Origin of the sequence: Streptomyces sp. SPB074, assembly GCF_000154905.1 — a bacterium.
GTDB lineage: Bacteria > Actinomycetota > Actinomycetes > Streptomycetales > Streptomycetaceae > Streptomyces.
The window spans coordinates 5,103,954-5,117,738 of sequence record NZ_GG770539.1; the positions used below are offsets into that span (position 1 = coordinate 5,103,954).

Annotated in this window: 13 protein-coding genes; 10 read left to right on the plus strand and 3 right to left on the minus strand. The window is 73.5% G+C overall.

Annotated features, from left to right (window positions below; translation table 11 throughout):
• The first annotated feature begins 114 nt into the window (after window positions 1-114).
• From SSBG_RS21585 to SSBG_RS21600, 4 genes are all read left to right on the plus strand, one after another.
• Window positions 115-1,437, plus strand: coding sequence for an activator-dependent family glycosyltransferase (locus SSBG_RS21585; protein ID WP_008748189.1), 1,323 nt, complete (start codon window positions 115-117; stop codon window positions 1,435-1,437).
• Window positions 1,438-2,055: a dTDP-4-dehydrorhamnose 3,5-epimerase family protein gene (locus SSBG_RS21590; protein WP_008748190.1), complete on the plus strand. Its 618-nt coding sequence runs from the start codon at window positions 1,438-1,440 to the stop codon at window positions 2,053-2,055.
• A gap of 35 nt (window positions 2,056-2,090) precedes the next feature.
• Window positions 2,091-2,987 (plus strand): NAD-dependent epimerase/dehydratase family protein, encoded by an 897-nt coding sequence (locus SSBG_RS21595; RefSeq protein WP_234010616.1) that lies wholly within the window; start codon window positions 2,091-2,093, stop codon window positions 2,985-2,987.
• Between the two features lie 207 nt (window positions 2,988-3,194).
• The gene (locus SSBG_RS21600) at window positions 3,195-4,541 is read left to right on the plus strand and encodes an NDP-hexose 2,3-dehydratase family protein (protein ID WP_008748192.1); all 1,347 of its coding nucleotides are present in this window, start codon (window positions 3,195-3,197) and stop codon (window positions 4,539-4,541) included.
• A gap of 165 nt (window positions 4,542-4,706) precedes the next feature.
• Here the strand turns inward: SSBG_RS21600 and SSBG_RS21605 are convergent, their stop codons facing one another.
• Window positions 4,707-5,816: a DegT/DnrJ/EryC1/StrS family aminotransferase gene (locus SSBG_RS21605; protein WP_008748193.1), complete on the minus strand. Its 1,110-nt coding sequence runs from the start codon at window positions 5,814-5,816 to the stop codon at window positions 4,707-4,709.
• 197 nt (window positions 5,817-6,013) lie between these two features.
• Between SSBG_RS21605 and rfbA the strand changes: the two genes are divergently transcribed.
• Window positions 6,014-6,889: a glucose-1-phosphate thymidylyltransferase RfbA gene (rfbA, locus tag SSBG_RS21610; protein ID WP_008748194.1), complete on the plus strand. Its 876-nt coding sequence runs from the start codon at window positions 6,014-6,016 to the stop codon at window positions 6,887-6,889.
• 60 nt (window positions 6,890-6,949) lie between these two features.
• Here rfbA and SSBG_RS21615 read toward each other — a convergent pair whose 3' ends face one another.
• Entirely contained in the window at window positions 6,950-7,669 is a 720-nt protein-coding gene (locus SSBG_RS21615; protein WP_008748195.1) for a class I SAM-dependent methyltransferase, read from the minus strand.
• 74 nt (window positions 7,670-7,743) lie between these two features.
• Window positions 7,744-8,523 (minus strand): cyclase family protein, encoded by a 780-nt coding sequence (locus SSBG_RS21620; protein WP_008748196.1) that lies wholly within the window; start codon window positions 8,521-8,523, stop codon window positions 7,744-7,746.
• A 199-nt stretch (window positions 8,524-8,722) separates the two neighbouring features.
• Between SSBG_RS21620 and SSBG_RS21625 the strand changes: the two genes are divergently transcribed.
• From SSBG_RS21625 to rfbB, 5 genes are read left to right on the plus strand one after another with little or no spacing between them, the layout of a single operon-like run.
• Window positions 8,723-9,157 (plus strand): nuclear transport factor 2 family protein, encoded by a 435-nt coding sequence (locus SSBG_RS21625; RefSeq protein ID WP_008748197.1) that lies wholly within the window; start codon window positions 8,723-8,725, stop codon window positions 9,155-9,157.
• Window positions 9,158-9,200: 43 nt separating this feature from the next.
• Window positions 9,201-9,971 carry an SDR family NAD(P)-dependent oxidoreductase gene (locus tag SSBG_RS21630; RefSeq protein WP_234010617.1) on the plus strand — a complete coding sequence of 257 codons (771 nt, stop codon included), beginning with the start codon at window positions 9,201-9,203 and terminating at the stop codon, window positions 9,969-9,971.
• Window positions 9,972-9,994: 23 nt separating this feature from the next.
• Complete coding sequence (locus tag SSBG_RS21635; protein ID WP_008748199.1) at window positions 9,995-11,332, plus strand: P450-derived glycosyltransferase activator; 1,338 nt, start codon at window positions 9,995-9,997, stop codon at window positions 11,330-11,332.
• A 12-nt stretch (window positions 11,333-11,344) separates the two neighbouring features.
• On the plus strand, window positions 11,345-12,667 hold the full coding sequence (locus SSBG_RS21640; RefSeq protein WP_037870359.1) for an activator-dependent family glycosyltransferase: 1,323 nt from the start codon (window positions 11,345-11,347) through the stop codon (window positions 12,665-12,667).
• Window positions 12,655-13,650, plus strand: a complete 996-nt coding sequence (rfbB, locus tag SSBG_RS21645) for a dTDP-glucose 4,6-dehydratase (RefSeq protein ID WP_050776812.1) — start codon at window positions 12,655-12,657, stop codon at window positions 13,648-13,650. The genes SSBG_RS21640 and rfbB overlap by 13 nt, the downstream gene beginning before the upstream one ends.
• The last annotated feature ends 135 nt before the right edge of the window (window positions 13,651-13,785 follow it).

Consider the following 13,785-nt stretch of genomic DNA (forward strand, 5'->3'; position numbering starts at 1 on the left):
GAGGTCGTGCACCGTGGCGCCGCAGTCGCGCAGCCAGTTGCCGAAGGTCTGCCCGTAGGGGCCCGTCACGATGTTCAGCGGGACCGGCACCACCACTCGCGAAAAGGGAGATCGATGAAGGTCCTGTTCACCACATTCGCCGCCAAGTCCCACATGCACGCCCAGGTGCCGCTGGCCTGGGCCCTCCAGACCGCCGGCCACGAGGTCCGCGTCGCCAGCCAGCCGGACCTGGCGGAGGACATCACCCGTACCGGGCTGACCGCCGTCAGCGTGGGCGAACCGCTGCTGCTGGAGGAGCAGATGGAGCGGGTGAACGAGGGCCTGGGCGAGGACGCCGAGATCATGGAGAGCCAGGCGGAAGCCGGGATGGACATGACGGAGACCCGTCCCGAGATGCTGACGTGGGACCACGTCCTCGGCGTGTTCACCGCGATGACGGCGATGGCCTTCCAGAACTCCTGCCCCGAGCGCATGATCGACGACCTGGTCGCGTTCAGCCGTGAGTGGCAGCCCGACCTCGTGGTGTGGGACACGCTCTCCTTCGCCGGGCCGGTGGCCGCCCGGGTCACCGGCGCCGCCCACGCCCGGCTGCTCTTCGGGCTCGACCTGCTCGGGCGGATGCGGGAGACCTTCCTGGAACTCCAGGAGGAGCGGCTGCCCGAGCAGCGGGACGACCCGCTGCGCGAGTGGCTGACCTGGACGCTCGGCCGCTACGGCGCCGAGTTCGAGGAGGAGGTGGCCGTCGGCCAGTGGACCATCGACCCGGTGCCCCCGTCGATGAGGTTCCCGGTCCGGCAGCCCTTCGTGCCGCTGCGGTACATCCCGTACAACGGGCAGGCCGTCGTGCCGGACTGGCTGCACGAGCCGCCGAAGAAGCGGCGGGTCTGCCTGACCCTGGGCGTGGCCCACCGCGAGGTCCTCAACGGCGACCGGGCCTCGATCGGCGAGCTGATCTCGGCGCTGGCCGAGCTGGACGTCGAGGTGGTCGCGACGCTCAACGCCAAGCAGCTCGCCGGGCTGGAACTGCCCGCCAACGTCCGGGCGGCCGACTTCGTGCCGCTCAACGCGCTGCTGCCGACCTGCGACGCGGTGGTGCACCACGGCGGCTCCGGCACCTTCCAGACCGCGCTGGCGCACGGCGTCCCGCAGCTGATCGTGCCCGACATGGTCTGGGACACCATCCACAAGGCCAAACAGCTGGAGAAGACCGGCGCCGGGCTGTACGTGCGCGACCCGGACCACTACACCGCGTGGGAGCTGCGCGACCAGGTGCTGCGCCTGCTGGACGAGCCCTCCTTCGCCGAGAACTGCGCCCGCGTCCGCCGCGAGATGGTCGGCACGCCGGCCCCCAACGACATCGTCCCGCTGCTGGAGAAGCTGGTCGCGGAGCACCGCGCCGCCGGCGCCTTCGGCGGCACCTCCCGAGAGGAGCGGTAGATGGCCTCCGCCGTGACCTTCCGCGAACTCGCCGTCAGCGGCGCGTACGCCTTCACCCCGCCCGTCTTCGAGGACGAGCGCGGCCTGTTCACCTCGCCCTACCAGGAACCGGCCTTCGTCGAGGCCCTCGGGCACCCCCTGTTCCGGGTGGCGCAGTCCAACCACAGCAAGTCCCGCCGGGGCACGGTACGGGGCATCCACTACACCGTCACCCCGCCGGGCGTGGCGAAGTACGTGTACTGCGCCCGGGGCCGCGCCATCGACATCGTCGTGGACATCCGGGTCGGCTCGCCCACCTTCGGCCGCTGGGACTCCGCCGTGCTCGACCCGGAGGGTTTCGGCGCGATGTACTTCCCGGTGGGGGTCGGGCACGCCTTCATCGCCCTGGAGGACGACACGGTGATGTCGTACATGCTCTCCGGGAGCTACGAGGCGGACAACGAGCTGTCCCTGTCACCGCTCGATCCCGCGCTCGGCCTGCCGATCCCCACCGACGTGGAGCCCCTGCTGTCCGCCCGGGACACGGCGGCCCCTCCGCTCGCACGGGCGCTGGCCGAGGGCGGACTGCCGGAGTACGACAAGTGCCGTGACATCGAGGCCGCGTTGTGGCGGCCCTGAGCGACGGCCGGCCGCCGTCGGGGAGCCGGGTCGCGGTGCTCGGCGCCACCGGCTGCGTCGGCCGCCGCGTCGCCGCCACGCTGGAACGCGAGGGGTACGAGGTCCTGGCCGTCGCCCGCCACCACGCGCCCGCGGTGGCGGGCCGCCTCTTCGCCGGCGTGGACGTGGCCGCCGTGCCGCCCGCCGCCCTCGCCGCCCTGCTGGCCCGGCACCGGGTGCGCGCGGTGGTCAACGTGACCGGCGGCTGGGGCACGACCGAGGAGGAGATGCGCTACGCGCACATCACTTTGGTCGAACAGCTCCTCGCGGCCCTGGAACTGACGCCCGGACGGCCCCGGCTGGTCCACGTGGGCTCCATCCACGAGTACGGGCCCGTGCCCGAGCCGGCGGCGATCGCCGAGGAGCGCGTCCCGCGACCGGACACGAGCTACGCGCGCACCAAGCTCCGCGGCTCCGAACTGGTCCTCGACGCCGCCCGGTCCGGCCGAGTGGAGGCGCTGGTGCTGCGCGCGGTCAACGTGTGCGGACCGCACACGACCCGGGCGAGCTTCCTCGGTTCCGTGGTCGAACGGCTGCGTGCCGCGGCCCCGGAACGGCCGGTGGCGCTGCGGATCGCGGACGCGCGCCGGGACTTCGTGGACGTGCGCGATCTGGCCGAGGCCGTGGTCCTCGCCGTGGCGTCGCCGCTGACCGCCCGGGCCGTCAACATCGGCCGCGGCGAGGCGGCTTCCATGCGGGAGCTGGTGCACCTTCTGGTCGCCGCCTCGGGGCTGCCCCCCGAACTGCTCAGCGTCGAGGACGGGCCGGTCTCCAGCAAGGGCGGCGGCTGGACCCTCGCGGACATCCGCCTGGCCGGTGAACTGCTCGGCTGGAAGCCGCGCATCCCGCTGGCCGAGACCATGCGGGCGACGTGGGAGACACCCGGCGGATGAACCCCGCGGGCGGGACGGGCCCGCGTCCCGCCCACCACACGGGGACGTGACGCGCGCGCACGAGCCGCACGTGAGAGCGCCGCACGGGAGCGGGCGCCGCACGAGAGCCGGTGCCGCACGGGAGCGGGCGCCGTACGGGAGCGGGCGCCGCACGGGAGCCGGTGCCGCACGCGCGCCGGCGGCACACGAGAGCTGAGGAGAGCCCCCATGGCCGATGTGACGGCCCGTTTCGCCAGGTCGGCCGCTGTGCTGGAGAGCCCGCGGACCGACCTCGCCGGATTCGACGAGTGGTTCGCGCGCACCGGCGAACGCGTCCGCACGACGGCCGAGCGGGTACCGCTGACCGCGCTCGACCAGTGGTACCAGGTGCCGGGCACCGGTGACCTGCGCCATCGGAGCGGCAAGTTCTTCACGGTGCACGGACTGCGGGTGCGGATGCCGGACCAGGCGGTGCCCGGGTGGGACCAGCCCATCATCGACCAGCCCGAGGTCGGCATCCTCGGCATCCTGGTCAAGGAGTTCGACGGGGTGCCGCACCTGCTGATGCAGGCCAAGGCCGAACCGGGCAACCCCGGCGGCCTCCAGCTCTCTCCCACCGTGCAGGCGACCCGGAGCAACTACACCGGCGTCCACCGGGGAAAGCCCGTGCCGTACCTCGGCTACTTCCGTGACACGGCGCGCCAGCGCGTGCTCGCGGACGTGCGGCAGTCGGAACAGGGCGCCTGGTTCCTCCGTAAGCGCAACCGCAACATGGTGGTCGAGACGAGCGGCGACGTGGAGGTACTGGACGGCTTCCGCTGGTTCACGCTCGGGCAGGTGTACCGGCTCCTGGCGCGGGACGACCTCGTCAACATGGACGCCAGGACCGTCCTGGCCTGCCTGCCGCACGCCTCGCGCCCGGACGGCGCCCTGCACCGGATGACCGACGTGCTGAGCTGGATCGCCGGGGCGCGTTCCCTGGCCACGGTGCACACCGAGCGGGTCCCGCTCGGCGCGCTGGAGGCGTGGCGGAGCGACGCGATGGGCTACTCGCACGAGAGCGGCGGCTTCTTCGACGTCATCGGGGTGCGCGTGACGGCCGCCGGGCGGGAGGTCGGCACCTGGCACCAGCCGATGATCGAGCCGAGGGGCACAGGGGTCATCGCCTTCCTGCGCCGGGAGTTCGGCGGCGTGCCCCACGTGCTGGCGCACGTGCGCACCGAACCGGGGTACGCGGACGTCGCGGAGCTGGCGCCTACCGTGCAGTGCGTACCGCGGAGCTACGACCGGCTGCCTCCCGGGGCCAGGCCGCGCTACCTGGACGAGGTGCTGGCGGCCGGGGCGGGGCGCGTCCGCTACGAGGCCGTGCTCTCCGAGGAGGGCGGTCGCTTCTTCCACGCCCGCAACCGCTACCTCGTCGTGGACAGCGACGTCCCCGAGGACCCCGGCCACCCCGACTACCGCTGGCTGACCATGCACCAGCTCACCCGGCTCCTGCGGCACAGCCACTACCTGAACGTGCAGGCACGGAGCCTGGTGGCCTGCCTGCGCGCCACGGAGGCCGCCGCCGGCTGAGCGGCGGGCCCGCGCCGCCCGCCGGCGCACGGCACGAAGGCGCACGGCACGAAGGCGCACGGCACGAAGGCGCACGGCACGAAGGCGCACGGCACGAAGGCCCGGCGGGACCCTCCGCCGGGCCTTCGGCGCGCGGGGAGCGCCGTGACCGCGGTGCCGCGCCGCTCAGAGGCCGGCCAGCACGTCGCGCACCGCGCCGATCACCTTGTCCTGGACGTCCGGGGCGAGCGCCGGGTACATGGGCAAGGAGAAGATCTGACCGGCCAGTTCCTCGGTGACGGGCAGCGAACCCGCGCGGTACCCGAGGTGGGCGAAGCCCGTCATGGTGTGCACCGGCCAGGGGTAGCTGATGTTGAGCTCGATGTCGTACTTCTTGAGCGCCTCGATGATGTCGTCGCGCCGGGGGTGGCGCACCGTGTAGACGTAGTACACGTGCTCGTTGCCCGGGGCGGTGCGCGGGAGCACCAGGCCGGTGTCCGCGAGCCCCTCCTCGTAGCGCCGGGCGACGGCCCTGCGCCCGGCCACGTAGCCGTCGAGGCGGCGCAGCTTGCGCCGCAGGATCTCCGCCTGCACCTCGTCCAGGCGGGAGTTGTGGCCCGACGTGCCCACGACGTAGTAGCGCTCCTCCATGCCGTAGTAGCGCAGGCGGCGCAGCGCGCGGTCCGCCTCGTCGCTGGAGGTGAGCACCGCGCCGCCGTCGCCGTAGGCGCCGAGCACCTTCGTCGGATAGAAGGAGAAGGCGGCCGCCGCGCCCGTGGTGCCGGCGAGCCGGCCGTCGTGGCGGGCGCCGTGGGCCTGGGCGCAGTCCTCCACGATCAGCAGGTCGTGCGCGGCGGCGAGACGCTCCAGCGGCGCCAGGTCGACGCACTGCCCGTAGAGGTGGACCGGGAGCAGGCACCGGGTCCGGGGCGTGAGGACGGCGGCCACCTGGGCGGTGTCCATGAGATACGTGTCCGGGTCGACGTCCACGAAGACGGGGGTGGCCCCGGCCGAGTCGATGGCCACGACCGTGGGCGCCGCGGTGTTGGACACGGTCACGACCTCGTCCCCGGGACCCACGCCGAGCGCCTGGAGGGCCAGCGTGATCGCGTTGGTCCCGTTGTCGACACCGACGCAGTGGCCCGCGCCGTGGTACGCGGCGAACTCCTCCTCGAAGCCCCGCACGCTGTCGCCGAGGACGAGCCGGCCCGAGCTGAAGACCGTCTCCACGGCGTCCAGAATATCGGCGCGTTCGTTCTCGTATTCCTCAAGATAGTCCCATACGAGAGTGGTCATTGTTTTCCCTCCCATTACCGGTGATCTGCCGCGAGGCGCCACGGTCCCCTGGCAGCACACCACACCGCCGCGGCGCTTCACAACCCCGGGCTTTCCTTTATTTTCGGTCGATTCCCTCTGGATTCCTGAATGCGATCCTTGCTGCCGGACAAATTCGGCCGTTAGCATGTGCAGAAACCGAGGACAGGGGAATACCCATGAAGGGAATTATTCTCGCCGGCGGTTCGGGGACAAGGCTTCATCCGATAACTGTCTCCGTTTCGAAGCAGCTTCTCCCGGTCGGTGACAAACCGATGATCTACTATCCGCTCTCGGTGCTGATGCTCGCGGACATCAGGGAGATCCTGCTCATCTGCACCGAGCGCGACCTGGACCAGTTCCGCCGCCTGCTGGGCGACGGCTCCGGGCTCGGCCTGCGCATCGACTACGCGGTGCAGAGCCGGCCGGCCGGGCTGGCCGAGGCGTTCGTCATCGGGGCCGACCACATCGGCGACGACGACGTGGCGCTGGTCCTCGGGGACAACATCTTCCACGGCTACCACTTCTACGACCTGCTCCAGCGCCACGCCCGCGACGTCCAGGGCTGCGTCCTGTTCGGCTACCCCGTCGAGGACCCCGAGCGCTACGGCGTGGGCGAGGTCGACGCCGGGGGGCGCCTGGTCTCGCTGGAGGAGAAACCGGCCCGGCCCCGCTCCGACCTCGCCGTCACCGGGCTCTACCTGTACGACAACGAAGTGGTCGACATCGCCAAGAACCTGCGCCCCTCGGCGCGCGGAGAACTGGAGATCACCGACGTCAACCGGAATTACCTGGCCCGCGGCCGGGCCCGCCTGGTGGACCTCGGCCGCGGATTCGCGTGGCTGGACGCCGGCACCCCGCAATCCCTTCTCCAGGCGACCCAGTACGTACGGACCCTCGAAGAAAGGCAGGGCGTGCGCATCGCCTGCGTCGAGGAAGTCGCCCTGCGCATGGGATTCATCGACGCGGAGCAGTGCCACCGGCTCGGTGCGAAGATGGCGCAATCGGATTACGGGCGGTACGTGATGACCGTGGCGCGCGACCTGTCGGACTGACGCGCCACCGCGTGCCGGGGCCCTTTTCCGTCCGGGCCCCGGAGCGGCCCGCCCCGGGAACTACCGGCCCGCCGTCCGCACCCCGACGAAGAGGCCCCGGCCGGTGGGCCCGCCCTCCAGGAACTCCACGGAGCAGCCGGCGTCGGTGAACGCGGAGACGTACTCCTCCTTCGTGAACAGGGTCAGGACGTCGATCTCGGTGAACTGCTGGATGCCGGTCGCGTCGCCCACCGTGAAGCGGACCTCCATGCGGGTGGCCCGGCCCTTGCGGGTGGAGTGCGAGATCCGCGCGATGGTGCGGTGCTCCGTACGGGCCAGGTCACCGGCCACGTAGCCCTCGATGAAGTTCTCCGGGAACCACCAGGGCTCGACCACCAGGACACCGCCGGGCTCCAGGTGCGCGGCCATCGACCGCAGCGCCGACCGCATGTCGGCGACCGTCTCCAGATAGCCGATCGCGCAGAACATGCAGCTCACGGCGGAGTAGGTGCGGCCGAGGTCGAACTCGCGCATGTCGCCCGCGTGCACCGTGGTGCCCGGCAGCCGCTGCTCGGCGACGCGGCGCATCGGCTCCGCGATCTCCAGCCCCTCGGCGAGGGCGAACGCGGCGCCGAAGCCGCTGAGATGAGCGCCCGTCCCGCAGGCGACGTCGAGCAACGAGTCGGCGCCCGGGTTCCGTTCGGTGATCAGCCGCGCGATGTCCGCCGCCTCCCGGTCCCAGTCCTTGCCGCGGCTCCGGTAGATCTCCTCGTACACGTCCGCGAGTTCGTGGCCGTACATGTGTGTCTCCTCCGCTGTCGTCCCGCCTGCGGGTCCCGTGGCCGGCACCCCGCCTCCTGCGTCTCCCGCGCGCCTCAGTCGTCGAGCAGCGCCACCGCCCGCGCCCAGCCGGCGCCCGCCCCCGCGATACGCACCGGGAAGCAGGCGAGCCGGAACCCGTGGGCGACGGGCAGCCGGTCGAGCCCCGCGAGGCGTTCGATCTGGCAGTACTCGCGGTCCCGGCCGATCATGTGGGCGGGCCACAGCACCGACAGGTCACCGCTGGCCCGGTAGCGGGCGATGATGTCCCCGAACGGCGCGTCCAGGCTGAACGCGTCGGTGCCGATGACGCGCACGCCCCGGTCCAGGAGCAGGTGCACGGCGGAACCGTCGAGCCCGGTGAAGTCCGTGAAGTACTTCCGCGTGCCCGCCCACGCGTCGGCGCCGGTCCGCAGCAGCACGATGTCCATCGGCGAGAGCGTGTGCCCGACCCGCTCCAGCTCCCGCTCGATCACCTCGGCACCGACCGCGCCGGTGCCCCGGCCGCTCAGGTCGAGCACCACGGCGGGGCGGAAGAACCAGTCGAGCGGCAGCTCGTCGATGTGCCGCGGCGGCCCCTCCCGGTAGGAGGCGCGGGTGCCGTAGTGCGAGGGCGCGTCCACGTGCGTGCCGGTGTGGGTGGTGAGCTGGAGCCGGTCCAGCGACAGGAACTCGCCCTCCGGAAGCTCGGCCGGGTCGAACGCGATGCCGAAGTGGTCGCGCATCTCCTCGCTCATGTGCACGGCGGCCTCCTTGGGTCCCAGGACGTCGTGCACCACCGGATCGGGTTCGAAACCGGCCGCGTCGACGGGCGAGGACAGGTCGATGATGCGCACACGGGCCTCCCGGCGAGGGTCTACAGCGAGCGAGGCCCATGCTCACCAGTGCGGCTAGAGAAGCGTTGGAGCGCGACTGAACGGCCGCCCGGGCTCCCGCTCGACCGATCCTGGAGCCCCTGCTGCGACCGTCGTGACGTCACCGGGGCCGAGGACCGCCTCCGCCCCGCCCCCCGGGAACGGCGGAAGGGAACGCGGCATGACAGCACTGGCCCCGACGGCTCCGGCGGACGTCTACGCCGAGGTACAGCACTTCTACGCGCGGCAGATGCGGCACCTGGACTCCGGCGAGGCCGAGATCTGGGCCGGCACCTTCACCGAGGACGGCTCCTTCGCGCCGCCCTCGCGCCCGGAGCCGGTCCGCGGCCGCCCGGCCCTGGCCGCGGGAGCCCGGCAGTCCGCCGCCGCCCTCGCCGCCCGGGGCGAGATCCAGCGCCACTGGGTCGCCATGCTCACCGTCGCCCCCGCGGCCGACGGCACGCTGACGGCCGAGAGCCAGGTCACCCTCGTCGTCGTGCCGCGCGGCGGCCCCGCGCGGCTGGACCTGGTCTGCGTCTGCCGCGACGTCCTGGTCCGCGAGGCCGGTGAACTCCTCGTACGCGAGCGGGTGGTGACGCGTGACGACCAGCCGTGAGGGCAGCCGCCCGCACCCCGCGCGCCGGCCCGCGGAAGATGACGTGAGCGCGGCCGAAGCGGCCCCGGAACCCCGGGGCGTGATCGTCACGGGCGGCGGAACGGGCATCGGACGGGCCACGGCACGCGCGTTCGCCGCCCGCGGCGACCGGGTGCTGATCGTCGGCCGCACCCCCGCGACCCTGGACGCGACCGCAGAGGGGCACCCCGGCATCCACGTCCTGACCGCCGACCTCACCACGCCCGACGCGCCCCGGACCGTCATCCGGGCGGCGCTGGAGACGTTCGGGCGCGTCGACGTGCTGGTCAACAACGCGGCCACCGGCGGATTCGCCTCCCTCGCCGCGACCGAACCGCAGGCCGCCCGCGCACAGTTCGAGGGGAACCTCCTCGCACCGCTGCTGCTCACCCGGCAGGCCCTGGACGCCCTGGCCGCCGACGGCGGCGGCACGGTGCTGAACATCGGCTCGGCCGGCGCGCTGGGCCGCCGGGCCTGGCCGGAGAACGGGGCCTACGGCGCCGCGAAGGCGGGTCTCGACTTCCTCACCCGCACCTGGGCCGTGGAACTCGCGCCCCGCGGGGTCCGGGTACTGGGCCTGGCCCCGGGCGTGATCGACACCGGCATCGGTGAACGCTCCGGCATGACACCGCAGGCGTACGCCGGTTTCCTCGCCGGGATCGCCACCCGCGTCCCGGCCGGCCGGGTCGGAAGGCCCGACGACATCGCCTGGTGGGCCGTCCAGCTCACCGACCCGCGTGCCGCCTACGCGACCGGAGCGGTACTCGCGGTCGACGGCGGCCTGTCCCTCACCTGAACCACGCCCCGAAGGAGACCCGCGTGACCCGCACGGAGACCGACGAGACCGCCACCCCCGACGAGGACCGGCAGACCGACAGCGAGCTGGGCCGCCACCTGCTGACCGCCCGCGGCTTCCACTGGATCTACGGCACCAGCGGCGACCCGTACGCCCTGACGCTGCGTGCCGAGAGCGACGATCCCGTGGAGCTCGGCCGACGCGTCCGGGAATCCGCGACGCCGCTGTGGCGCAGCGCCGCCGGAGCCTTCGTCACCGGCCGGCACGCGGTGGGCGCCGCAGCGCTGGCCGACCCCCGGCTGAGCCTGCGCCACGCCGATCTGCCGGGTTCCCAGCGGCACGTCTTCTCGGACGCCTGGAGCAACCCCCTGCTGTGCCACGTCACCGCGCTGGACCGCGCCTTCCTGCACGCCGCAGGCGCCGACCACGACCGCTGGCGGCGGGCCGCCGCGCCCGCGCTCGACGCGGTGGCCGAGGGACGTCGCGCGGGCGCCGAGCAGCCGCACGCCAAACGGGCCGACGGGCTCGGCGCCTCCTTCGACCTCATGGCCGACTACTCCCGTCCCGCGGCCATCGACGCCGCCGCGGCCCTGCTCGGCGTCCCCGAGGCCGAGCAGAGCCGCCTCGCCCGCACCTGCGCGGACCTCGGGGTCGCGCTCGACGCGGTGCTCTGCCCCCAGCCGCTCGTCGTCACCCGCCGCCTCACCGAGGCCGTGGAGGACCTCCGCGACCTCCTCGGCGGCCTCGTCGCCGCGCGCCGCGCCGAGCCCGGTGACGACCTCCTCGGCACCGTCCTCGCCGCCGACCCGTCCGGCTCCGGCGCGCGGGACGCGCTCGCGGTCGGCGTCCTGACCGCCGCCGTGGGCGTCGAGTTCACCGCCGGGCTCATCAACAACACGGTGCAGGCGCTGCTCGCCCACCCCGTGCAGTGGGCCCTGCTCGGCGAGAACCCGGACCTGACACCCGCGGCGGTCGAGGAGGCGCTGCGGTACGCGCCGCCGGTCCGCCTGGAGAGCCGGATCGCCGCCGAGGACCTCACCCTCGCCGGACAGGACGTACCCGCCGGCTCCCAGGTCGTCGTCCACGTCGGCGCGGCCAACCGGGACCCGGAGGTCTTCCTCGCCCCGGACCACTTCGACATCACCCGCGCCCCGGGCCGGGACGGGCTGTCGCTCTCCGGCCCGCACACCGCGCTCTTCGGCGCGTTCGCCCGCTTCCACGCCGGAAGCGCGGTGCGCGCCCTGCGCGAGCGCCACCCCCGTCTCGCCCCGGCGGAGGGCGTGCGGCGCCGGATGCGCTCGCCCGTGCTGGGCGGCGTGCTCCGGTGGACCCTGACCACGTCACCGGCCACGTCCGCGTAGGGGGGGGCGATCATGCGTGTGCTGCTGACGTCCTTCGCGATGGACGCGCACTTCAACGGCCTGGTACCGCTCGCCTGGGCGCTGCGGTCCGCCGGGCACGAGGTACGGGTGGCCGGTCAGCCGGCCCTGACGGGGAGCATCACCGCCGCCGGGCTGACCGCCGTCCCGGTGGGCACCGACCCGCGCCTGGACGCCATGGTCAAGGGCGTGGGCGACTCGGTGCTGTCCCACCACGCCGACCAGTCGCTCGACCCCGACGAGCCCGGCCGCCTCACCCCCGCCTTCCTCAAGGGCTGGGACACGATGATGACGGCCACCTTCTTCGCCCTCGTCAACGACGACCCGGTGGTGGACGACCTCGTCGCCTTCGCACGCGAGTGGAAGCCGGACCTCGTCCTGTGGGAGCCTTTCACCTTCGCGGGCGCGGTGGCCGCGATGGCGACCGGGGCGGCCCACGCGCGGGTGCTCTCGTTCCCGGACCTGTTCTCCTCCATGCGGAGCGCCTTCCTCGCCCAGCTGGGCCCGGTCCCGGCGGACGCGGGCGGCGGTCCGCATCCCGAGGACTCCCTCGGCCAGTGGCTCCGGTGGACGCTCGGCCGGCACGGAGTCGCCTTCGCGCCGGAGGCGGTGACCGGCCAGTGGTCCGTGGACCAGGTGCCGCGCAGCTTCCGCCCGCCCTCGGAGCGCCCCGTGGTCGGGATGCGCTACGTCCCCTACAACGGCCCCGGGCCCGCCGTGGTGCCCGGCTGGCTCCGCGTCCCGCCCACCCGGCCCCGGGTGTGCGTCACCCTGGGGCTGACGGCCCGCACCTCCGAGTTCCCCAACGCCGTGCCGGTCGATCTCGTCCTCAAGGCGATCGACGGCCTCGACATCGAGGTGGTGGCCACGCTCGACTCCGCGGAGCGCGCGCTGCTGACCCAGGTCCCCGGCAACGTGCGCCTGGTGGACCACGTGCCGCTGCACGCGCTGCTGCCGACGTGCGCGGCCATCGTGCACCACGGGGGCGCCGGTACGTGGTCCACGGCGCTCCTCGCGGGGGTCCCGCAGATCGCCATGGGCTGGATCTGGGACGCCATCGAACGGGCCCGCCGCCAGCAGGAGCTGGGCGCCGGCCTCCACCTCCCCTCGCACGAGGTCACGGCCGAGGGGCTGCGGAGCAGGCTCGTACGGCTCCTGGAGGAGCCCTCGTTCGCCGTCGCCGCCGCGGGGCTGCGGGCGGAGGCCGAGGCCGAACGGACCCCGGCCGGGGTCGTGCCGGTGCTGGAACGGCTCACCGCCCAGCACCGCTCCCGCCTCCGCGCCGGGGGAGGGGAGCCCGCGCCGTGCGCCTCCTGATCACCGGCGGAGCCGGATTCATCGGCTCCCACTACGTGCGTTCCCTGCTCGCCGGGGAACTGCCCGGACCCCGCCCCGACCGGGTGACGGTCGTCGACCTGCTCACCTACGCCGGGAACACGGACAACCTCCCGCTGGCGGACTCCCGGCTGGACTTCCGCAAACTCGACATCTGCGAGCACGACGCGCTGTTGAAGGTGCTCCCCGGCCACGACGCCGTGGTGCACTTCGCGGCCGAGACGCATGTGGACCGCTCCCTGACGAACGCGGCGGCCTTCGTCCGGACCAACGTGCTGGGCACCCAGTCGCTGCTGGAGGCGAGCCTGGCCTGCGGCGTGGCCACCTTCGTGCACGTCTCGACGGACGAGGTCTACGGAAGCATCACCGAGGGCACCTGGACGGAGAACGAACCGCTGCTGCCCAACTCGCCCTACGCGGCGTCGAAGGCGGGCAGCGACCTCGTCGCCCGGTCCTACTGGCGCACGCACGGGCTCGACGTGCGCGTCACGCGGTGCGCCAACAACTACGGCCCCCGCCAGCACCCGGAGAAGCTCATCCCGCATTTCGTCACCGAGCTGCTGGCGGGGCGGAGCGTCCCCCTGTACGGGGGCGGCGCCCACGTCCGGGAGTGGCTGCACGTGGACGACCACTGCCGGGGCGTGCACGCGGTGCTGACCGGCGGGCGGGCCGGACAGGTCTACAACATCGGCGGCGGCACGCACCTGACGAACCGCGAGATGACCGCCCGGCTCCTTGAGCTGTGCGGCGCCGACTGGTCGCGGGTGCGCCGCGTGCCGGACCGCAAGGGCCACGACCTGCGGTACGCGGTGGACGACTCCAAGATCCGCAGGGAGCTGGGCTACCGGCCGCGGTGGTCCCTGGACGAGGGGCTGCGCGAGGTCGTGGACTGGTACCGCGCGCGGCCCCTCCCGCAGCCGGCGGCGGCCCGCAGGGCCCGGGGCACCGCGGACGGCCCCCCGTAGGCGTACCGCTCGCGCACACCCCCCGGCGCGGGCCGGTCCCGGCCCGCGCCGGGCCCGCCCGTGGGGGAGGGGCGGCTCGTGAGGCAGCGGCGGCCTGTGAGGCAGGGGCGGCCTGCGGGGCAGGGCGGCCTGCGG